This window comes from Flavobacterium sp. W21_SRS_FM6, assembly GCF_052119645.1.
In the GTDB taxonomy this organism is placed as follows: domain Bacteria; phylum Pseudomonadota; class Gammaproteobacteria; order Enterobacterales; family Alteromonadaceae; genus Paraglaciecola.
In genome coordinates this window covers 112,458-134,615 of the sequence record NZ_JBGQOM010000003.1, presented here as the reverse complement: position 1 = coordinate 134,615, position 22,158 = coordinate 112,458, and the positions used below count along the sequence as shown (strand labels likewise).

At 46.2% G+C, this 22,158-nt stretch carries 15 protein-coding genes and 1 pseudogene; 11 read left to right on the top strand and 5 right to left on the bottom strand.

Features of this window, described 5'->3' with window-relative positions:
* Positions 1-82: 82 nt before the first annotated feature.
* The 6 genes from ACEN2L_RS06575 to ACEN2L_RS06550 all read left to right on the top strand — a co-directional run bounded on the left by ACEN2L_RS06575 (position 83) and on the right by ACEN2L_RS06550 (position 8,098).
* The gene (locus ACEN2L_RS06575) at positions 83-1,186 is read left to right on the top strand and encodes a glycoside hydrolase family 43 protein (protein WP_441742661.1); all 1,104 of its coding nucleotides are present in this window, start codon (positions 83-85) and stop codon (positions 1,184-1,186) included.
* A 65-nt stretch (positions 1,187-1,251) separates the two neighbouring features.
* Complete coding sequence (locus tag ACEN2L_RS06570; protein WP_441742660.1) at positions 1,252-3,402, top strand: beta-galactosidase; 2,151 nt, start codon at positions 1,252-1,254, stop codon at positions 3,400-3,402.
* Positions 3,403-3,406: 4 nt separating this feature from the next.
* On the top strand, positions 3,407-3,721 hold the full coding sequence (gene rhaM, locus ACEN2L_RS06565) for an L-rhamnose mutarotase (RefSeq protein WP_441742658.1): 315 nt from the start codon (positions 3,407-3,409) through the stop codon (positions 3,719-3,721).
* Positions 3,722-3,883: 162 nt separating this feature from the next.
* On the top strand, positions 3,884-5,392 hold the full coding sequence (locus ACEN2L_RS06560) for a tetratricopeptide repeat protein (protein WP_441742656.1): 1,509 nt from the start codon (positions 3,884-3,886) through the stop codon (positions 5,390-5,392).
* A gap of 76 nt (positions 5,393-5,468) precedes the next feature.
* Positions 5,469-6,764, top strand: a complete 1,296-nt coding sequence (locus ACEN2L_RS06555; protein ID WP_441742654.1) for a rhamnogalacturonan acetylesterase — start codon at positions 5,469-5,471, stop codon at positions 6,762-6,764.
* Positions 6,765-6,787: 23 nt separating this feature from the next.
* The gene (locus ACEN2L_RS06550) at positions 6,788-8,098 is read left to right on the top strand and encodes a glycoside hydrolase family 28 protein (protein ID WP_441742652.1); all 1,311 of its coding nucleotides are present in this window, start codon (positions 6,788-6,790) and stop codon (positions 8,096-8,098) included.
* 69 nt (positions 8,099-8,167) lie between these two features.
* Here the strand turns inward: ACEN2L_RS06550 and ACEN2L_RS06545 are convergent, their stop codons facing one another.
* Positions 8,168-9,229: a CNNM domain-containing protein gene (locus ACEN2L_RS06545; RefSeq protein ID WP_441742650.1), complete on the bottom strand. Its 1,062-nt coding sequence runs from the start codon at positions 9,227-9,229 to the stop codon at positions 8,168-8,170.
* Positions 9,230-9,459: 230 nt separating this feature from the next.
* Positions 9,460-10,206: a DUF1961 family protein gene (locus ACEN2L_RS06540; protein ID WP_441742648.1), complete on the bottom strand. Its 747-nt coding sequence runs from the start codon at positions 10,204-10,206 to the stop codon at positions 9,460-9,462.
* A gap of 365 nt (positions 10,207-10,571) precedes the next feature.
* On the opposite strand from ACEN2L_RS06540, the gene ACEN2L_RS06535 reads away from it, so the two are divergent.
* From ACEN2L_RS06535 to ACEN2L_RS06515, 5 genes are all read left to right on the top strand, one after another.
* Positions 10,572-13,277 (top strand): exo-rhamnogalacturonan lyase family protein, encoded by a 2,706-nt coding sequence (locus tag ACEN2L_RS06535; protein ID WP_441742646.1) that lies wholly within the window; start codon positions 10,572-10,574, stop codon positions 13,275-13,277.
* A 131-nt stretch (positions 13,278-13,408) separates the two neighbouring features.
* Positions 13,409-14,548 (top strand): FMN-dependent L-lactate dehydrogenase LldD, encoded by a 1,140-nt coding sequence (lldD, locus tag ACEN2L_RS06530; protein ID WP_441742644.1) that lies wholly within the window; start codon positions 13,409-13,411, stop codon positions 14,546-14,548.
* A 477-nt stretch (positions 14,549-15,025) separates the two neighbouring features.
* Positions 15,026-16,132, top strand: a complete 1,107-nt coding sequence (gene bglB / locus ACEN2L_RS06525; protein WP_306024386.1) for a beta-galactosidase BglB — start codon at positions 15,026-15,028, stop codon at positions 16,130-16,132.
* 42 nt (positions 16,133-16,174) lie between these two features.
* Positions 16,175-17,755, top strand: a complete 1,581-nt coding sequence (locus ACEN2L_RS06520; protein WP_306024384.1) for an MFS transporter — start codon at positions 16,175-16,177, stop codon at positions 17,753-17,755.
* The gene (locus ACEN2L_RS06515) at positions 17,755-19,110 is read left to right on the top strand and encodes an oligogalacturonate lyase family protein (RefSeq protein WP_441742641.1); all 1,356 of its coding nucleotides are present in this window, start codon (positions 17,755-17,757) and stop codon (positions 19,108-19,110) included. The genes ACEN2L_RS06520 and ACEN2L_RS06515 overlap by 1 nt, the downstream gene beginning before the upstream one ends.
* Positions 19,111-19,146: 36 nt before the next feature.
* Here ACEN2L_RS06515 and ACEN2L_RS06510 read toward each other — a convergent pair whose 3' ends face one another.
* The 3 genes and pseudogenes from ACEN2L_RS06510 to rsgA form a co-directional block, all read right to left on the bottom strand.
* Positions 19,147-20,070, bottom strand: coding sequence for a DMT family transporter (locus tag ACEN2L_RS06510; protein ID WP_441742639.1), 924 nt, complete (start codon positions 20,068-20,070; stop codon positions 19,147-19,149).
* A 104-nt stretch (positions 20,071-20,174) separates the two neighbouring features.
* A complete protein-coding gene (locus ACEN2L_RS06505) occupies positions 20,175-20,882 on the bottom strand; it encodes a helix-turn-helix domain-containing protein (RefSeq protein ID WP_441742637.1) in 708 nt (235 codons plus the stop codon).
* A gap of 436 nt (positions 20,883-21,318) precedes the next feature.
* Positions 21,319-22,128, bottom strand: a pseudogene (gene rsgA, locus ACEN2L_RS06500) (ribosome small subunit-dependent GTPase A); the annotation flags it as partial.
* Between the last annotated feature and the right edge of the window lie 30 nt (positions 22,129-22,158).

Sequence of the window (22,158 nt, the reverse complement as noted above, 5' to 3'; positions counted from 1 at the left end):
CAATTCATGGCTGGCTGACAATGTATAACACCCTCTGCCGGGCCTAACTCATGTTGGCTCGGTCTGTTTTTGAAGATAGCCGATGAAATCAAAAGCTTGTTATGGAAAGTTAGGTGCATGGGGTTTAATGCTGGTGTGGCACTTAGCATCAGCCCATTCTGAGCCTGTTGTATTACCTGTCAATATTCCCGCTTCTTCGGTTCCTGAACGTAACATTCATCATATCGATACCTTGAATATCCACGATCCGGCGATACTGGCCGATCCGGTATCAAAAAAATATTACGTGTATGACAGTTTTCACTATGGTCACCCGCAGGAAAATCTCGATGCGCCGAATAAGCGTGCCGGTGTAGAAGCTTACTGGAGTGACGATTTAATCAGCTGGCACGGACCCAAACTGATTTATGACATTGAGCCTGATAGCTGGGCGCAAAGTGAACATGCACCATGGGCACCAGAAGTGGCGTATTATCAGGATAAATATTACTTGTTTCTGACCTTCCATCACTATCACAACATTCTTGAAGTACAGGACGGTCGTCCGCCAATGGTCACACGCGGTTCGCAGATTTTGGTGGGCGATTCGCCTCTTGGCCCGTTTAAACGGTTTAGCAATCAAAGCCATACACCAGCCAACGAAATGGCCTTAGATGGCACCTTGTGGATTGAAGATGGCCAGCCGTGGATGATTTATTGTCAGGAGTGGATCCAAACCGGTGCTGGGTTATTTAAAGCCATTCGTCTGACGAGTGATTTGTCCGGCACCATTGGTCAGCCCATTACCTTGTTTAGTGCTGCGGATGCAGACTGGACTGCCAGAACGACGCGCTTTGACGGCAAAGACATTGAGGCAGTGGTATCCGATGGCCCGTGGCCTTACATGAGCAAAACGGGTCAGCTGATGCTGTTATGGTCGAGCTGGAACAAAGATAAAACCAAGGCTTATACCACCTCTATTGCCTTTTCTGACAACGGCAAACTCAGTGGAAACTGGACGCAGCGCAATGAGCCACTTATTAGTGGCGATCGGGGTCATGGCAATATTTTTACCACCTTTGATGGTCAGTTAATGATGGCCCTGCATCGCTATTTTAAACAGCCCCATACCCGCCTGCAGATTTTCAATATGGAAGATATGGGCAATGATTTGCAAATGAGTAAACAGGTACTAGGCCATCCATAAGCTTAGTAGCGAAAGACGGCGATATTACAAGGTAAAAACTGCCACTACGAATAAGGAAACGAATAATGAAAATGACCCGACGTGAGATGTTTAAATTCAGTGGCTTGGGCGTAGCAACAGCAACATTAGGGTTGGGCGCGACCAGCCATTCTACTTTATTATCTGCCGCTCAAAAACCGAGCAAGCAACGCTCGCCTTACACCATGAAAAAACTGTTTCATGGCGTGTGTTATTATCCCGAATTATGGCCAATAGCAGAGATTGATCGCGACATTCAAGAAATGCTCAAGCTGGGTATTAACGTGGTTCGCATGGGTGAATTCAGCTGGTCAACAACTGAGCCCGAGCAAGGTAAAATTTCCTTAGACCTGTTTACGATGGTGATGGACAAGTGCCATGCCGCGGGTATTGATGTGATCATGTGCACGCCGACGGCAACACCGCCCATCTGGCTGACCCATGGCCATCCCGAACGCTGCTTTAAAGATGAAAACGGTGTGATCATGAGTCATGGTGCGCGCCAACACGCTAGTTATGAACACCCTGAAGTGCAAAAAGCCTGTTTTACTATTATTAAAGCGATGGCCAAGGAATTTGGTCAACACCCTGCGTTGATTGGCTGGCAAATAGACAACGAAATGAAAGCCCACGTGGCTGAAGATTTTAGTGATGCTGCGGTAGCAAACTGGCATCAATGGTTGAAAAACCGTTTCGGACGTATTGAAAAGCTCAATGATGCGTGGGGCACCCATATGTGGAGCCAACATTATCAGCGATTCGAACAAGTGCCTGCACCGGTTAAAACCCCCTTTCTACACAGCGCGTCGTTAAGTACCGCCTACAAAATGTTCTGCCGTGAAAGTATCGCAGATTTTATGAAAGCACAAAGTGACATACTGAATCAGTATTCTGCTGCGCCCGTTACCCACAACGATAATCCGGCGTTTAATATTCATCACGAACGTTCGATGCAGGCTCTAGACTTTGCCTCTTTCGATGCCTATCCCAGCAGTGAACAGTGGGCAGCTCTGGTGTTTCGCTCGGATATGTATCGCTCAGCTATACCGGGGCGCCCGTTTTGGTTAATGGAAACCAGCGTGGCACATAACGGCTGGTTAGGTAACCACCATACCCTGCATCCTAAGGGATTTTTGGCCGCAGAATCGGCGTTGATTTACAGCTTAGGTGGTGAAGGTTTTAGCTATTGGTTATGGCGCCAACAGCGCAGCGGTGCTGAATTACCTCATAGCGCCATCATGAGTTCATGGTTTCAGCCTTCGGTGGGGTATTCGCAGGTCAAGCAGGTTAATGAAAGCCGCCAAAAGCTAGAACCTTTGTTGGTTAACAGCACAGTGCAGGATGCTGCGATTGGGATCACGTATTCCGATCATGCCCGTGCGATGATTGAAACCGAAGGCCTTGATAAACGTCAAGGTTTTCCACGTCGTTACCGTGATGTGGTTGCAATGTGGCACAGCTACATTATGGATTTGGGTTTCCACCGAGATGTGCGTTTTGAAAACGCGGCATTAGATGGATTGCAAGTGTTGATTACCCCCGCGATGCCCTACGTAAGCGAAGACTTTATGCAGCGCACTTTAGCCTTTGTTGAACAAGGTGGTGTGTGGTTAGTAGGCCCAGTCACAGGAACGCGTGGAAAAGAACATACCGTCCCCACTACTGCCGGTTTAGGTTTGTTGGATAAATTTGCTGGGGTAAATACTGAGTTTGTAGTGCCATTGACCGATACGGGATCCAAGGGCACGGCCTTTGGTATCACCGCTGAGTTAAGCGGCTGGTGTGCCGCCATGCAAGTTAAGAGCGGTACGCAGGTCATAGGTCGTATTGACGATGGCGCTGCCGCCGAACGGGCCTTCATTACTCAGAGAAAAATCGGCAAAGGACATATTGTGGTACTGGGGGTTCAACCCTTTGGTGATAACGCACAAGCTATGATCGATGCGGTACTACAACATTGTATCGAACTAGCCAAAGTGAAAGGCCATTATCAAGTTAGCCAAGGTACGATTGTTGCGCCTCGTGTAGAGGCTGATGGCCGAATCTTATGGATAGTCACCAATATGAACGGTGAAGGTGGTGAACTTACTTTGCCAAACGGTGGGACAGATGCACTTACTGGGAAGGCGATTGCCAGTGGCAAGCTCAGCATTGAGCCCTTCCTTTGGCGCGCAGTGTATCCCAAGATTAAGGAGTAAAAAGATGGAAAAAATCGCATTTGTGATGCAGCTCAATGCAGGCTGTGAAGCCGAATATAAAAAACGTCATGATGAAATCTGGCCAGAATTGGTAGATGAACTCAAACAGGCTGGGGTAGAGGATTATTCAATTTTTTTGCATCCGCAAACGTTGCAATTATTCGGTGTTTTGTGGCGTAAAGAGGATCACACCATGAGTGAACTGCCGGCCACTGCTGTAATGCAGCGCTGGTGGGCGTACATGGGCGACATTATGCAAGCCAACCCGGATAACAGCCCGGTGGCGGTTGACCTGCCTCAGGTTTTTCATATGCCTTGAGGTAAAATATTTGCACTACTGCTGTGGGCTACCCGGCTGTACTTGAATATATTGCATAACGACTCGCTTATTGAGCGGCCAATTCTCCCCTAAAGGACTCGGCAGATCGCGCAGTTAAAATTTGCTTGGTTGATAATTAAGGTTACGACAAGGATTTACGTGATGACTAAGATGATAAAACAACTGTGTGCTTTGGTTTGGGTGGGCAGCTTAACTGCGCTGCCACTGCGAGCGATGGACATATTTCAGGCCAATGAACATTTTCAAGTGGGGCAATATGAACAGGCGCTCAATGACTATCAGCAACTGGCAGAACTGGGTAACGCGCAGGCGTTTTATCAACTTGGGTTGATGCATTATCAGGGTTTGGGCACAGAAGTAGACCGCTTTAAGGCGCTAATGTGGTTTAGCTTGGCTGCAGAACAACAGTTTAGCGATGCGCAGCAAGTCAGCGCAGACATACTGGCCTTGGCCACCGAAGAACAACGCCCTGCTATTGAGCAAGTACTAACCGCTATCAAAGCCCAGTATGGCATGGCGGTGGTGCAGCAGAAATATTTTCCAACGCTTAAATCAGTGCCTGGCGAGTATAAAATTGAGTTTGTGGATCCTGATGGCAGCACAGCCTCAGTGGATTTTCACGACAAGTACGATATTAATATAAGTGAAGCCCTTGTCACGACCGGGCTTTCACAGGAGTCTGCATCTATTGACTATCTGCTATTGGGCCGCCCAAACGCGGTCACTGCACAAGACCGCAATTATTTTGCCGTGGTAGATTATGAGATTGGCCGTGATGGGTCGGTACGTAATCCACAGCCTCTGCAGGTCAATGGCTACATTAAACCCGCGCTGAGTTTACTCATCACAAAACGCTTTGCTCAGCCCAAATTTGACGATCAGGCCGTGAGTTTTTTTCAGCGCAGTTACCTCGGCATGTCTGGCTACAACCGTGAATTCATCCGCACTGAGCAGTTTCAACGCTTTTATAACGGCTTGAACAGGCGGGTGAAAAAACTTAAAAGCAGCAGTACGATTGAAGATCAGTATCAGTATGCCGTCGCACTAATGACCTTTCCGTGGCTGACGGCTGATAAACAAGAGTTGCAAGGCGTTCTTGCGCGATTGTCAACGGCCGGACATCCGCTGGCGCAATATGAACTGGGATCATTGTTGTACCGTGAACAGCAGGATATTAGCGCTGCAGTGCACTGGCTAAATGAAGCCAGCAAGGCTGGCGTGACAAAAGCCCGCTATCGCTTAGGCCGCTTGTTGCTGGACAGTCCTTATGTGGAGCGCGACGAACACAAAGCCTTGTTTTGGTTTGAGCAGGCCGCCGCTGATACTTATACTCCGGCTTTGTTGGGCGCCGCCGAGATTACGCTGCTGGCAACAGAGCCTAGCCTGCAGAATGCCGAACAGGCCCGTGACTTTCTTGCACAAGTGCCAGAGAACGAACAACGCAATCCTGACTACGAATTTTTGCAGGCCATGCGCTTTTATTCTCAGCCCTCGCGGGACCTAGCCAAGGCAGTTGATCATCTGCGCGATGCGATCAGTTTGGGTAACACCTTTAACTGGGACGTAACTGACTGGGAAAAGCGCCTCAGTGCTTGGACGTCAAACGGTAAAGTGCTGGTTACCGACGTAGATAAACCGGCTAAAGATTAATATTAATATTCACTCGCTGGAAAATCGCCATTGCCGAGGCCAGCGATTTTTTAATGTGGTAATAGGTAAACTGGTGATGATGTTGCGTGCCTTTTTTTCGTTTATTTTCATGTGCTTATTTACGACAAGCACCGTTGCTGGGATTCGCGTTTTTGACTTAGGTAGCCAAGCGTCTGACGTTGATGCCACCGCCCTTACTCAAGCTGTAAAATACAACCAAGGCCGTGGTTTTGGTTTTGATTTTAATACTGCTGCTCAGGCGATACTTGAATCGCACAGTGTGGTAGCCCAGCAAAGCCTGTATTTTTCAGTGGATTTGCCACAAGGGCATTATCAAGTTGAACTGACATTAGGCAGTGATCTTGCTGCGTCTACTAATACCGTAAAAGCAGAATCGCGGCGCCTGATGCTCAATCAAATTAAGGTGGCCAAAGGCCAACACATCACACGTAGGTTTATGGTGGATGTGCGCAGCCCGTTTATTTCAAGTGAAAAACGTATTGCCCTAAAGGAGCGTGAACGTGACGATGTAAACTGGGACAACAAACTGACACTGGAGTTTGCCGCTGGCTCTGCAATGAGGCGCATTGCGATTACGCCGGTGGCTGATATAACGACGATGTATTTAGCCGGTGATTCCACTGTGACCGACCAAGATGTTGAGCCTTGGGCTTCGTGGGGGCAGTTGATTACCCAATACCTTAAACCGACTATTGTGGTGGCAAATTATGCGGTATCGGGGGCGTCGTTATATTCATTTAAAGCTGAACATCGCCTTGAAAAAATTCTGTCGTTAGTCAAACCCGGTGATTATGTCTTTATTCAGTTTGCTCATAATGATGAAAAACGTCGTGGTGAGGGCATTGGTCCGTGGCAATCGTATGCTGACTTATTAAATGAATATATCGAACGGGTGCAAGCAAAACAGGCCATCGCGGTATTGCTCACGCCGGTCCAGCGACGCTTTTTTAATGCCGACGGAACCTTGAAACCTACCCATGGTGACTATCCTGCGGCCATTAGAAAAGTCGCAACTGACAAACAGGTTCCGCTGATAGACTTAACTCAATTGACCACTGAGTTATACGAAAGTTGGGGGGATGAATCTTCTCGGCAAGCTTTTGTGCAATATCCGGCTAATACCTTTCCAAGTCAGCCACACGCCCTTAAAGATAATACGCATTTCAATTATTTTGGGGCCAATGAAATCGCCTTGTGTGTTATTAAAGGCATGCTTGACATCAGGCTGCCTTTGACTGATTACCTCATTGACAACCTGCAGGCTTATGGCCCTGCAAACCCCAATCAATTTGAACATTGGACCGTACCGATGAGTCCTCGCTTTGTCGCCATCAAACCCGATGGTAGTTAAACTGACTAAGGCCCTTTAGCGTTATGCAAACAGAAAATATACAACTCTCTGCGCCTTTTGATATGCCGATGATTGGTGTTCCAGATTTTAGCGATTGTCCCCTCTTTGATATTGTTGATTTTGGGGCGCAACAGGGCCGTGATGATCTAGCAAAGGCGGCCAATAACCAGGCTATTGCTCATGCTATAGAGGCGGCAAATGCCCAAGGGGGCGGTACGGTTATTGTTCCTGCAGGGACCTGGTTATGCGGTAAAATTCACTTAAAAAGTTATGTAAATTTGCATGTGGCACAGGGGGCAACGTTGCTGTTTTCGGCCTTGCCGACAGACTACCTACCAGCGGTATTAACCAGTTGGGAAGGTATGGAGTGTTACAACTATTCGCCGCTGATTTATGCCTTAGCGTGTGAACATGTGGCTATTTCGGGCAAGGGTACGTTGCTGGCACAAATGGATGTGTGGACACCTTGGGGTGCAAGGCCCAACGCCCATATGGAAGCGTTGGCCGGTTTGTATCATCAAGCGGCTAAATATGAACCTGTCGAGCAGCGCCAGATGGTATTTGACGGGGCGCATCTGCGGCCCCATTTTATTCAGTTCAATCGCTGTAAACATGTTTTGGTAGAAAACATTCAAATTGAAAATAGCCCCTTTTGGGTGCTGCATCCTTTTTTATGTCGCGATGTGGTTATTCGCAAAGTGAGTGTCAGGGCTCACGGCCATAACAATGATGGGGTTGACCCCGAAATGACCCAAAATATGCTGATAGAAGATTGCATATTCGATCAAGGGGATGACGCTATCGCACTTAAGGCGGGGCGTAATCAGGATGGTTGGCGCTTAAATGTGCCCAGTAAAAATATCGTGATCAGGCGCTGTCATATCAAGTGTGCTCATCATTTAGTTGCCATTGGCAGCGAACTGTCAGCGGGCATCGAGAATGTGCTGATTCAGGATTGCCAATTTGATGGTCAAACCGATTACCAAGATGCAGGGAATTTGCTGTATATCAAAACCAATGAGCGCTGTGGTGGAGTGATCAAACATATTTATATGCAGAATATCCGCGCGCAAAAATTAGGTGGCGCAGCGCTAGTGATAGAAACCGATGTGCTTTACCAGTGGCGAGAGTTAGTGCCTACTTACGAAAGGCGGTTAACCATCATTGAGCAGATATACCTTGATACTATTCAAGCCCAACAAGCTGAGCATCTGTGTCGTATCGAGGGACAACAAGAGGCGCCGGTGCAGCAGATTACCTTGAGCAATATTAATATGAGCACCAAGGCAGAAGCGGTTGTAAATCGGCATGTAGAACGCTTTATTTTACAATGACGAATGATCTTCTGGGCGTAAAATAGAGCGCCGACACACTGAGCGCAACGCTTATTTGCCCCTGCGTTTTTATGGTTTGTTGCTGGTCTCTTGTGCCGACTTTTTCTTAGCCCGTAACCGATCACGGTAATTATTGCGAGCTAAGGCTTGCATGTCGGTCACGGTGTCGCTTTCGTCAATGATTTCACGACCTATAAGGGTTTCGATGGCGTCTTCCAAAGACGCCACACCAGCCGTTTGGCCGTATTCGTCTTCGACTAATACCAAATGGGTCCGATTTTTAATAAATAAGTCAAGCAGCTGCTGCACAGGGAGTTTTTCAGACACCCTAATTAGGGGTTGCATAAAATCGCTAATCGCTTGGTCACCATAACCAGCGCGCTCAGCTTCGAACAATTTATTACGTAGGACCTTGCCTTTAATGTCGTCAATATTTTCACCGTAAACCGGAATGCGGGTAAATTGTTGAGTGCCTGCTAAATCAAGCGCCTGTTTGACGGTTAGGGTTTGATCTAAGGTATGCACCACCGAACGGGGCGTTAATATTTGCTCGGTTTTAAACTCTCTCAGTTTTAACAGATTTGATAGATACTCGTTCTCTTGGGCGAACAAAGTGCCATCTCTGTGCCCAAGAGATGCCAAGGCGATAATTTCTTCACGGGTAATTTCATTTTCTTTGTTTGCACTAAACAAACGAGTGATACCAGTAGCAAGCCACACCAAGGGATAAACCAGCTTAATTAACCACGAAATAATGAAGGCTGAAGGCGTGGCTAGCGTGCGCCAGAAGGTTGCGCCTAAAGTTTTAGGGATGATTTCGGAAAAATATAAAATCACTAGGGTTAACATGACGGCAATGAGGGTTTCCCATTGCTCACCAAAAATACGAATCGCTTGCGAACCCACACCTGCTGCACCCATGGTATGAGCAAAAGTATTGAGTATAAGAATGCTTGATAAAGACTCGTCTAAATTGTCTTTTACTTTGGTCAAGACCTTACCTGAGCGCGGATTGGATGCTGAAATTTGTTCAACATAGCTAGGCGTGATTGAAAGTAGTACGGCTTCCAATACCGAGCACAAAAATGAGACTCCGATAGCAATTGCTAGATATAAAAATAACAAGGTCATGAATGATTCCAAAGCGTGTACAAACAAATAAAGGCTTCTAGAGTCTGAACTCAGCGCCCGATAATGGCTGTTACAGTCATATACATGGTGGTGTTAGAGTAATTTGCCAATACATCAACTCAATATAACGCCATGTTTGATGAGGTATCTTACACGATTTACGCCAAAATCAATGCCCCGAAGCAGATCTTCTGTGGTGTAACGCATTTTGTTTGTTGACGCCTTTATTGTCACTTAACGTTTTGCGCCAGTGCCCAGACCTTAAAATCACGATACTGAAATTTGGTCCACTGCATTTGCCTAAAACCAATTTTTCCGGCGCCTAAGGGCTTGCCGATATTAAGCCCATCTACGACTGCCTGATTGTCGGTGTAATCAATGATCTTGCGCTCGTCAATGTACATTTGAATATGCTGAGCATTTTTAATTAAGGTAAGTGTGTGAACCCTGTCAGATAGGGTAGGAATGCCTTTTTCACCCTCTTGCAACAAACTAAAAGTGTTGTTTTTACGTAAGTTAGCATGGGCTCGGTCAGGGTTATGGGCGGCGTTGGCGTAATATGAAATGTGGTAACTATTGATTTCGCCCAAGGTGTATTGCGTGAAGGTGCCGTCTCGGGCTGGAAGGTTGGGGTCAAAAATATCTTCGCCTCCTGCACCCTGAGCAGCAAAAAATACGATAACCAACCCCGCATCAAATTTCAGGTTTTGTACTTGCCACTGAGCAATAAACGCATCAGGAAAATCGTGTGGGCACCACAATACATGATGCCCTTGTTCATCAGGTGAATACATTTGCATCCAGCCATCATTAAACGTCAGCTCTCCTGCTCCTTCCATGCGCCAGTTTGCCAACTCTGTCGCACTCGTTAAGCCATTGCTATACAACAGCTCACCCTTGTTTGGCGCGAATAAAGAATCAGCCCAGGTTGGCGTGCTTAGCAAAACTATGCATAAACTCATTATCCTAATTAGCATCGAGATCCCCCTCTGGTTTGATTGAATATGATTGAAAAGGCAATTTAACATAATTTTTATATATATCGATATTTCTTATGAGGCTTAGCATTGATGCATGTATTATGTAATTGATTTATATTTGTTTTTATCTTTTATGGAATGACGGTATACGTACTGAATACTTTTGGCTGACGATTAATACTCGTTAATTTTTATCTGATTCGTTAGTAATACACGGGTTGATAGATGATTTTTAGTGGCAATGAGAATCAAATGTAATCATAACTGGTCATTGTATGATGGCTATGTTATAAAAAGGTGAATTAAGGTTAATCAAACGTACTAGCAGATTGATCTTTGCTCAACCTGATTCGAGACCCAACATGAACAGACGCGATTTTCTCATTAAAAGTAGCATGGCAGCTTCCTTACCCTTGGCAATGTCTACCTCTGGCCAAGCCCTTAGCATGCCAAACCAAACAAAACAGGCCGCTGTTAGTCGCCAAGCGGGTAGCTTGACTTGGCTGGATGGACAGGCGCCTCATCTGAATGCTGGGCAAACGTGGGGACAGCCTTGGCGCAAAGGCCAATTGCAAAAAAGCCAGCCCTTGTGCTTGGTTAATAAGCAAGGTAACAAGGTGGCTGTGCAATCTTGGTCCACTGCTTATTGGCCCGACGGTAGCGTTAAATGGACTGCCCATGCCGTTGCCGCCAACGCTGATCTTGGCGAGAGTTTTAAGGTGATGGCGGGCAAGGGGCCTGCCGTTGAACTCCCTGTAAAGGTGAGTAATAACAGTCAGCACATCGTGCTTGAGAATGGTGTGTTTAGCTGCCTTATTCCGCGGTCTGGCCAATACATCATTAAAAAGCTTGAACGTAATGGCAAAGTGATTGCGCAAAACGCGACCTTAGTGGGGCTGCGTCAAGATCAGCCAGTTAATGAGCCTGACTCTCAGGCCAAGGTTGAGTCATTTGTGTCGCGCATTGAGCAAGCCGAAATTGAACAAAGCGGGCCCATTAAGGCCGTTGTCAAAATCAGTGGCACACAACGCACCGAATCAGGACGAGATTGGTTGCCTTTTACCCTGCGCTTAACGGTGTACGCCGGTGGTGAAAGTGTACAACTATCTCATAGCTTTATTTATGACGGTGATGACCAAAAAGACTTTATTTCGGGTTTAGGTTTACGTTTTGACGTGGTGCAGCGGGATGAGTTGTATAACCGACATGTGCGGTTTGTGGGCCAAGGCGAGGGCTTGTGGGCGGAATCGCCGCAAGGAATTACTGGCCTACGACGAGACCCAGGTAAGCTTGTGCGCGACGCGCAAATAGCAGGTATTGCCACGCCGCCCTTAAATGAATGGGACGAGCGTGTTAGCAGTCGCATGCACTGGATCCCCGTTTGGAATGATTACACTCTTTCGCAGTTAAATGCTAACGGATTTAATCTTAAAAAACGTACTAAAGCCGGACATGCATGGATTGATTCAGATCAAGGGCTGCGCGCCAGCGGTGTGGCTTATTTGGGCGGTGCATCGGGTGGGATCTTATTTGGCATGCGTGATTTTTGGCAATTGCATCCGGTGCAAATTGATATCCGTAATGCAGGCGCCGATATTGCACAAGCTACCCTTTGGTTTTGGTCGCCTGAGGCCCCCGCTATGGATGTGCGCTTTTACCATGATGGCATGGGCCAAGAAACACATGAACAACAACTCGATGCATTAAATATTACTTACGAAGACTACGAGCCTGGTTTTGGCAGCGCTTACGGCGTAGCTCGTACCTCAAGCTTTAGTTTGTTTGTATTAGATGCGACACCAAGTCGAACCGATACTATTGCCATGGCCGATACCATTCGTCAGCCTGCGCAAATTGTAGCTGCGCCACAAGACTACCTTGCCTCTGATGTGTTTGGGGGTTTATTCGGTTTACCTGATCGCACTAATCCAGAAAAAAGCGCGATAGAGGATCGCTTAGATTGGCAGGTGGATTATTATCACAAGCAAGTAGAACAACGCCATTGGTATGGGTTTTGGAACTTTGGCGACATCATGCACACTTACGACACCGACCGACATGTTTGGCGTTATGATGTGGGTGGCTATGCTTGGGATAATTCTGAACTGTCTCCTGATTTATGGTTATGGTATTCATTTTTGCGCACTGGCGATGCGACCACGTTTCGCTTAGCTGAAAACATGACACGGCACAATCGTGATGTTGATATGTATCACGCCGGCAAATTTAAAGGCTTGGGCACTCGGCATAATGTGCAACATTGGGGATGTAGCGCAAAGCAACTGCGCATTAGTACCGCAGCCTATCGACGTTTTCATTACTACCTAACCGGTGATGAGCGTACGGGCGATGTATTAAACGAAGTGATTAATGCCGATGAGGCGCTCGCAGCGCTAAATCCAACTCGCAAAGTAGCGCAACACAATCCCTTACCCGGAAAAGCGAAGATAGGCGTAGGTACCGACTTTGGGTCAGCTGCGGCGAATTGGCTAACGGCATGGGAGCGCACTGGTGATAAAAAGTATCGCCAGTGGTTAGAACGCGCCATGCGGGTTATTGGCGATCATCCACTGGGCTTTTTTGCTGGAGCCTTTGGTTATGAGCCGAGTACCAAAACGCTATTACCTTATCCTAACGTTGAGCCTTCACTATCCCACCTTAACTCAGTATTTGGTTTGATTGAGGTGTGTACTGAGTTGAATCAACTGATTGATGTTCCCCAGTTTAAAGCGGCTTGGCTCAAGTATGGCCGTTTGTACAGTGCGCCTCGAGCGGAGCAAGAAGCCGCTATGGGCGTGGCCTTTAAAGGAAATAGCTTAACGGTTGCACACTCTCGTTTAACCGCTTATGTAGCGCAGCAAGAAGGGGATAGAGCCTTGGCTAAACGCGCATGGCACGAATTTGCTAAAGAATGGGGCGGTAAGCATCAACCGGGTACACAGCATATTGCTGGTCCGCAGGTGCTTAACCCAATTGATGAGGCGCCTTGGCTATCTACGAATGATGCGGCGCAGTGGGGCTTGGCTGCCATTCAAAACCTGGCCTTAATTGGTGAAAGCTTGGACTAAGTGCATACTTTCAATAGACAACAAACGCGCAGCTATTCTTAGTTGCGTAGCAGTAAAACAAATATCCCTTTGCCCTGACTCATTGAGAGACAGGGCAAAAAACTGATTAACCATTACATAGAGATTTGAACGTGATCCCTGCCAATATCGATGACTACCGACTTCTAGCCAAAAAACGCTTACCCAAATATTTGTTCGAGTACATCGACGGCGGCGCTTTTAGTGAAACCACTTTGCGTAATAATACCGCTGACTTGCAGCAAATTGCTTTGCGACAGCGAGTATTACGAGACATCTCAAGTGTGAGTACTGCATGCAGTTTATTTGGTCAGTCTTATAAGCTGCCCGTTGTGTTGGCGCCAGTGGGAATTGCCGGCTTAAATGCACGGCGCGGTGAAGTGTTAGCGGCGCAAGCAGCAGAAGAAAAAGGCGTGCCCTTTTGTTTATCCACTGTATCCGCTTGTTCAATCGAAGAAGTGCGTAAAGGCGTACAAAATCCGGTGTGGTTTCAACTTTACATGATTAAAGACCGCGGTTTTATGAAAGCCATGTTAGAGCGTGCGCAGGCAGCGGGCACAGATACCTTATTATTTACGGTGGATATGCCCGTACCCTCAACACGGTATCGGGATATTCGCTCAGGCTTGTCAGGCGGCAGCGTATTTCGCCGTCAAAGCGCTCGCTTTATTCAATCCGCTTTAAGCCCTCGCTGGGCTTGGGACGTTGGGGTGATGGGGCGACCTCATACCCTTGGTAATATTGCTCCGGTATTAGGTGAAAATGCCGGTATCGATGATTTTTGGGCGTGGTTAAATCAAAATTTTGATGCCAGCGTAACGTGGAAAACCTTGGAGCTTATTCGTGAAAACTGGAAAGGAAAGCTCATTATCAAGGGCATTTTAGACGCTGAAGACGCTAAAGAAGCGGCGCAACTTGGCGCCGATGGCTTGATTGTGTCTAACCACGGTGGACGTCAGTTAGACGGTGCATTGTCATCTATCAAGGCCTTACCTCCCATTGCCGATGCAGTGCAAGGCGATATTAAAATCTTGCTCGACAGTGGCGTTCGCAGTGGCTTAGATATTGTTCGCGCCATCGCCTCTGGTGCAGATGCGGTTATGATAGGCCGCCCTTGGGTATATGGCTTAGCCGCCGCCAAGAAAAAAGGCGTATTAGATGTGTTGTCGATTCTTGAAAATGAAATGCGCGTAGCGATGGCACTAGCGGGTTGCACCAGCTTGGCTGATGTAAATAAAAACATCCTCGCCTAATGTAGGCGCTCCTTCAGAGCTGAACAAACCAACCCTCGAAGCTAAATAACACCGCTTACCGGCAGCGCGACAATAACAAACCTCTGTCCTGGTAGGCGCTCCTTCAGGGCCGACTAAACCTCATATGGCCGCATAGCTGTTCTTTATCTAGTTATTTTTCGCTTAAGCTCTCATCGCTTGGCTTGTTTTGGCTTTCTCTATACTGAAAATACTGTGTTTTACCAGTGGTTACTCGCCTCTAGTTCTTAGTCTCTGCTTTATTTGCGATATTCAAATATGAAACATCTGGTTTATATGTCACATGATCAGGGCTTTCGCTGGATAAAACACACAAATCAGTCCGTTTTTACTTGTCATAGATATGTTAATGTGACGTAAAATGATTTAATATGACGTAATATTATTAAAGTTGAGTGAAGGTTGAACATGAGTCGACACTCAATAACTCCATCATTATTGTGTAAAAAGGAACCAACTATGCCAGCGTTAGCCCATGATATCGCTTATTCCACGATCCGCACCACCATTGATAAATTGATTAATAACCTCGTTAATATCACCGATGATAGTGGCGAGTTTTTATTAAAACTCGATGATGGCCGCGTGATTGATACTAAAGGTTGGAATGATTGGGAGTGGACCCACGGTATTGGTTTATATGGCTTAATGAAATACTGGGATATCACCGGTGATGACAGCGCTAAAGTGATCATTGAAGAGTGGTTTAAAAACCGCTTTGCCGCCGGAACCCCGACCAAAAACGTTAACACCATGTCGCCGTTTTTAACCTTGGCTTATATGCAAGAGCGCAGCGGTAATCGCAGCTACTTACCTTATTTAGACGTATGGGCTGAGTGGATCATGGACGGTATTCCTCGCACCGAGGAAAATGGCATTCAGCATATTGTATTCAACTCAGTGAATTATCAGCAAATGTGGGATGACACGCTGATGATGAGTGTCTTACCACTGGCTAAAATCGGTTTGCTATTAGACCGCCCCCATTATGTAGAAGAAGCAAAACGTCAGTTTATGCTACACATCAAATATTTAGCTGACCGTAAAACCGGTTTGTGGTTTCACGGCTGGACCTTTGACGGTCGTCATAATTTTGCAGACGCATTATGGGCTCGCGGCAATTGCTGGGTGACTATCGCTATTCCGGAATTTATTGAGTTGTTGGATTTACCGGCAGACGATGGTTTACGCATGTTCTTGTTAGAGACACTCGAAGCCCAAGTGAAGGCCTTAGTTAAAACTCAACATAAAGATGGTTTGTGGCACACCTTATTAGATGATCCCGATTCTTATCTTGAAGCGTCTGCCGCAGCCGGTTTTGCCTACGGCATATTAAAAGCTGTGCGTAAAGGTTACCTCGACAGCAAATATGAAGACTGCGCTATTAAAGCCATTAAAGCGGTTTTAGCAAACGTTGATGAAAGTGGTGAATTACAGCAAGTTTCCTTTGGTACGCCAGTATTTGATGATCTGCAAGGTTACCGCGACATCCCCCTTACCTCTATGCCTTATGGGCAGTCGATGGCGATTTTAGCCTTTGTGGAGTACATGAATCGCTATATTTAATGTGGCGATGTCAGCAAGCAGAATAATAACAAGAGAGTTAACATGAAAGAACGTAAAATTGGTTTTATAAATTATACGGCTTACGGTTTTGGGGATGTGCTCGGTGCGGGTTCGATGGCCGTTATCAGTACATGGGTGCTATTTTTTTATACCACCTACTGTAATTTAGGCCCCTTGCAAGCCGGTATTATTTTCGCTTCGGCCCGTATCATAGATGCAGTAGCCAGTCCTTTGATTGGCTATTTGTCGGATAATGCTGATGCTACTCGTCTTGGTCGCCGTTTTGGCCGACGTCGTATCTTTTTGTTAATCGCTATTCCACTGTTACCCAGTTTTGCGTTGATGTGGGTCAGTGGTCAGCATTTCTTGTATTACTTATGTACCTACATCTTTTTTGAATTGGTTTATGCCTCAGTATTAATTCCTTATGAAACCTTGGCCGCTGAAATGACCAAAGACTTTCGTAAAAAGGGCATGTTTGCTGGGGCGCGTATCTTGGTGGGGCATATGTCGGCCATTGCCGCTACGATACTGCCCGCTTGGATAGTCTCTGCCTTAGGTGGGCAAGATTCGCCCGATACCTTTTTAATTATGGGCGGCATTTTCTCTATCGCCTTTATGCTGGTGGTGACCTTCGTGTACTTGTTTACCTGGGAGCGAACTAAAACCTCGGCAGAATTGGCTCACGAAAAGGCCGAACGTACTTCGTTTGTTAAGGCCTTTACTAAACTGTATAAAGGTCTTGGATTTACCTTCAAAATTAGGGCATTTCGTTTACATTTAGGCATGTATTTGGGTGGTTATATCAGCCAAGATATTTTCAACGCAGCCTTTACCTACTTTGCGGCGTTTGCCTTAGGTGGCATGTTTGCCTATAGCGCCAGTGAATCCTTAAGTTTGACCTCGTATCTGATGGCTTCTATTTTTACCGTGCAAACCCTGGCCGTTGGTGCGGTGTTTGCTTGTGTTGCGTTGTTGCCTAAGTTTTTTCCTGCCTTAACTTATCGCTTTGCGGTGGTGTCCTACATTGTGGGTATTATCGGCTTATCGTCTTTTTATTATTTTGCCCCCGAAAGTCAAACAGGCCAAATAAGCTGGATGGCCATTGCCTTAATCTTTGCCGGTATTGGTCGCGGTATTCTGAATTACATTCCTTGGAACACCTATAATTACATGGCCGATGTGGATCAAATCGTCACCGGTCAGCGCCGCGAAGGCAGTTTTGCAGGTGTCATGACCTTTGTTCGCAAAGCGACACAAGCCAGCGCCGTATTTGCCGTGGGGGCCGCACTTGAGTTAGGTGGCCTCATCAAGGGAGAAAAAGTTCAAAGTGCCGATGTAATGCAATCTATCGTGATGATTATGACCATCGGTCCGATAATCGTATTGATACTTGGTTATTGGGTATCCACTAAATTCCATCTTAACACCGACACTCACACCATTTTAATGGACGAAATTGCCCGTTTTGAAGCTGGCGTGCGTGAACCTTCATCTGCCGCCAATCAAGCCATTATTGAAGATTTAACTGGTTGGAAGTACGAGCAACTGTGGGGTAATAACGCCATTTCAGGTGATAGTGAGTTAACTAGAAAAGATTCAACGTTAGCAGGTAAAGTATAATGAAGCACAAGCATTGGCTGCTACCTGCAAGTTTGTTACTCAGCCTATTTTTAGGCGCCTGTGCGGCACAACCAGACAGCGCAAAAACCGGTGTTACAACTATCCCTAAAAGTTGGATAGATGCTGATACGGGGCATAAAATTGTGCGTTTGTCTGACGAGCCTGGTTCGCGCTCTTTGTATTTTCATCAAAATGCCTACGCTGCTAGCGGAGATAAATTGCTTATCTCGGTGGATAATCCAAAAGGCGTTGCGGTAGTCGATTTAACGAGTCTTAAAGTAACGCGATTATATCAAGATCCGAATATCGGTATTTTGTTTATGGGGCCCAAAGGCCGAGAGGTTTATTTAACCCATATCCCGCCACAAGACGGCCAAGTGGTGCATCCGCAAAACGAACTGCAAAGCCCCACGAAAATTTTAGCTGTGAATATAGATACCGGAGCAGTACGCGAAGTCGCGACCATTGCCAGAGGCAAAATCCATTCTATTAATAGCGACGAAACCCTGCTGATAGGGGCCTTTGCTGAAGAAGAACATAACTTAGAAACTGGCCCTCGTGATAGCCGCTTTGAAGCCCGATATGAAGCGGTAGATGCCAACGGGCAGCCATTAAGTTTTGCGGACGCCAAAGAGGTGCGCATGGATGAACGCTTAGAAAAACGCATCCCCATGCAAATGTTTACGATTAATATCAAAACGGGTGAACAGCGCACCATCATGCATTCCACCGATTGGCTAAACCATATTCAATTTTCGCCGGTGGACCCTGAGCTAGTGATGTATTCTCATGAAGGTCCTTGGCATAAAGTGGATCGCATTTGGTTAACGGATATTCATGGCCTTACACCACAAAGCATTCATACCCGTATGATGAATATGGAAATCGCTGGGCACGAATTTTGGAGTTTTGATGGCAGTAAAATTTACTACGACTTACAAACACCTCGTGGCCAAGATTTTTGGTTAGCCAGTTACGATATACAAACGGGCGAGCGAGTTTGGCGGCACATGGAGAGGGATGAGTGGTCGGTGCATTTTAATGTGTCTCGTGACGGCAGTATGTTCGCTGGTGACGGCGGCGACAGTGAAATGGTGGCCAAAGCGAAAGACGGCAAATGGATCTATTTGTTTGATTCACAGGCCGTGAATGACGTCGCTGGGATCAGCGCTCGCAATGCCAAAGACTTGATAAAACCCGCTACGCTCAAAGCCACTAAATTAGTTAACATGCAGCACCATGACTACCGATTAGAGCCTAATATTACCTTTACCCCTGATGGTAAATGGCTGGTCTTTCGCTCAAATATGCACGGCCCCGTACATGTGTATGCGGTAGAAATTAGCAAACACTAAGTGAGAGGCGTGGTCTATTGAAGACGAAAATATGCCTTAAACCAGTGCTAAATTTTGTGATTTAACGGGTTTGTTTGTTATTTGTAGTAGCAAACAAACCATGATTAAGCCGATACCAAACCAACCAATGGCGCTAAAGCGCTCTCCTACAATTAATACTGCCATAAGAGTGGCTACCGCCGGCTCTAATAAAGTGATGAGGGTTGCCTGGCTGGCTTCAACATAATTCAGTCCATAGCCAAACAGCACATATCCTAAAAACATCGGCACGATTGCCATATAAAAAACAACCAATGTATTACCTGTTGACGTGAAGAGGTTGTCACCGGTTAACAGCAATGAAGGTAACAAAACGCAAGCTGCCAAGCCAAACATGCTCGACATAGCCGACTTTGAATTAATACCACCCTCTATCATGCATTTAGCCGCCCAAGAATAGAGGGCATAGCTTAATCCAGCTACGAGGCCAAGTAACATTCCCAGATAATGACCCAGTAAGGGAGTATCGAGCTCTGTGTTGCGTATTTTGCCCAAAGCCAATAGCACTATCCCTAGCACGCCAATGGCAAAACTCACAAGCCATCGTTTAGACATGGTTTTTTTGCTAATAAGGCACTCTAAGAGCACGGTGAAAAAGGGAGCACTGGCGATAGATAACACCGTACCGATAGCTACTCCAGAAAGACGCATTGAACTGTAGAACGCTAGAGGATAAATCGCTACCGATAAGCCGCCGACCAGCAATAATTTATACTGAGCCGCCAACTTTGCACTGTCTAACATTAAGGTTCGAAAAGCGCTTAGCACCAACAACACTCCGCCAATTCCCATGGCAAATGCTCCCGTCGCCAATGGGCTGACATTGGGTGTAAAGCTCGCTGCGGTACCTGTTGTGCCCCATAAAAAACTGGCGATGACGATGGCGAGGCTTCCACGAAAAACGTGGTTTTGATGATGCATTATCTGCCTTAATCTTTGAATAGAATACTGAGTGAAGTGTAGCGTGTTTAAAAAGTTAATAATGTGCAGAAAAGACGCTTTTGTTGGCTGTTTAGCCGTTTGTTTTATTGTGAAAATGCTCTAGGCGATAAACCGAAGTAACTTGAAAAACGTCTGCTGAAGGCGGAAACATCATGATAACCCACTTGCTCCGCAATAATTTGAATAGGGTAATCGGTATTGATTAACAGGGCTTTGGCTTTTTCTAGTCGCTGTTGCGTGATGTACTTAGACACACTGAGGCCTAATTGCTCGGTAAAGCATTTTTTGAATTGGGTTTGGCTTAAGCAGGCAATCGTTGCCAGATGTTTAATGGGCAAGTTTTCAGCGAGATTGTCCAGAATATGAGCCACCACAGCGCGGATACGATGGTCGAGTTGCTTAGTTTGAGCCTGCTCTGCTAATAGTAAAAAAAAGGTCTGAAACATGGCGTGTTCTAATGTTGAGTTGGCTTGGTTTTCGAGCTGTTTCTCAATAAAACTAAGATATGCGTTTAAGGGGGGCGTAATTGAAAACACCACACTATCTGAGTGCAATAAATTTTCAGGCAAAATCGCCATGTCAGCCACTACAAATCTAGCCTCTTGGTTGGCCGTAAAATGATGGTATTGTGTCTGCTTGATTACCACGCATTCCCCAGGCGCAACTTTGCCAGAGTAAGCTTCAAGTTCGATATTGATGACGCCACGAAGTGGCAATACTAATTGATGGAAATCATGTTTATGCCCCTTACGCATGCGACTGTATGAGCGGATAGAAAGCAAATTTGGCATGTAGTCATTGTGAAGTCGTTGGCCTTAAAAAGGACTATAACATTGTCAGGGCAATAAGGTCGCGTTGGCAAACAGAGTAGCAGATAAATTTGCGGATATTTACTGATTGGTTAAGGTCAACATTTTCGTATACCGCTCAGGCTATTTTGAAAAAGAGGAGGAGCATCTCAGTGCAACCTGAATCCTTAAGTCATTGGACAGACTGGTCGCCACTCTTTAAGGCCTGCAGGGGTGATTTAAACCCACATTAGGTATCTTTTCGATGAGAATAGATTATCACGATTGATCCTGATTAAGGGTATTGAGGCTCAGAATTGCTATATACACTTTGCTTTCAGTCATTCTGCTTGATTCGATTATTTTGTATTAAATATAAATTGAAAAAGTATGGCCCTTTACGCTGCATTGCCTGAACGCTTCATACCCAAGCAAAAGTTTATTGATCATCCCAATTTCGTTTGGCCTTTTTACCTTTTACCGCTTGGCGTATTTTTTTGCCAAACTTTCTGCCCTGTTCATGGTGTTCCTGTTTACTTTGTTTTGCACGTAAGGCCTCGCTCAGCAGTTTTTGGTAGTTTTGCCAGCGGCGTAACGCTAACCTGCCTGAAGTGAGGGCGGCTTGTATCGCGCAGCCTTTGTCATCTTCGTGATGGCAGTTGCTATACTTGCACTGACGTTGCAAAGCATCGATGTCGTCAAATACTTCTGCAACGCCATCTATGTCCTCATTCAAGCGAAGTTCACGCATGCCTGGCGTATCTAATACCCAGCCCCCTTGTGGCATGGCAAACAAACTGCGGCCTGTTGTGGTATGACGGCCTTTAGCATCGTCCTCGCGGATCCCTGCCGTATGTTGAACTTGTCGCTCGAGCAAGGCATTCGTTAGGGTTGATTTCCCTACGCCTGATGAGCCTAAAAAGGCGATGGTTTGGCCTGCACCCGTCCAGAATTTGAAAGTTTGCTGAATATCATCCACCAGCGCATTCACTTTAATGACCGGTACGTCGTGATGTATGGCTTGAGCCTGTTGGACAAAGCTATCCGCATCGTCACACAAATCACTTTTAGTCAGGACAATTACGCTAGGAATATGAGCCGCCATAGCTAAACTTAAATACCGCTCGATACGGGAAACATTAAAATCTTGATTGCACGAAGAAACGATAAATAAAGTATCAATATTGGCGGCAATGAGTTGGGTTTTTGCTGCGCTGCCCGCTGCAGTACGTTGCAGTAAATTAAGACGTTCAAATAGTTTTAGCGGTTTATTGCTATG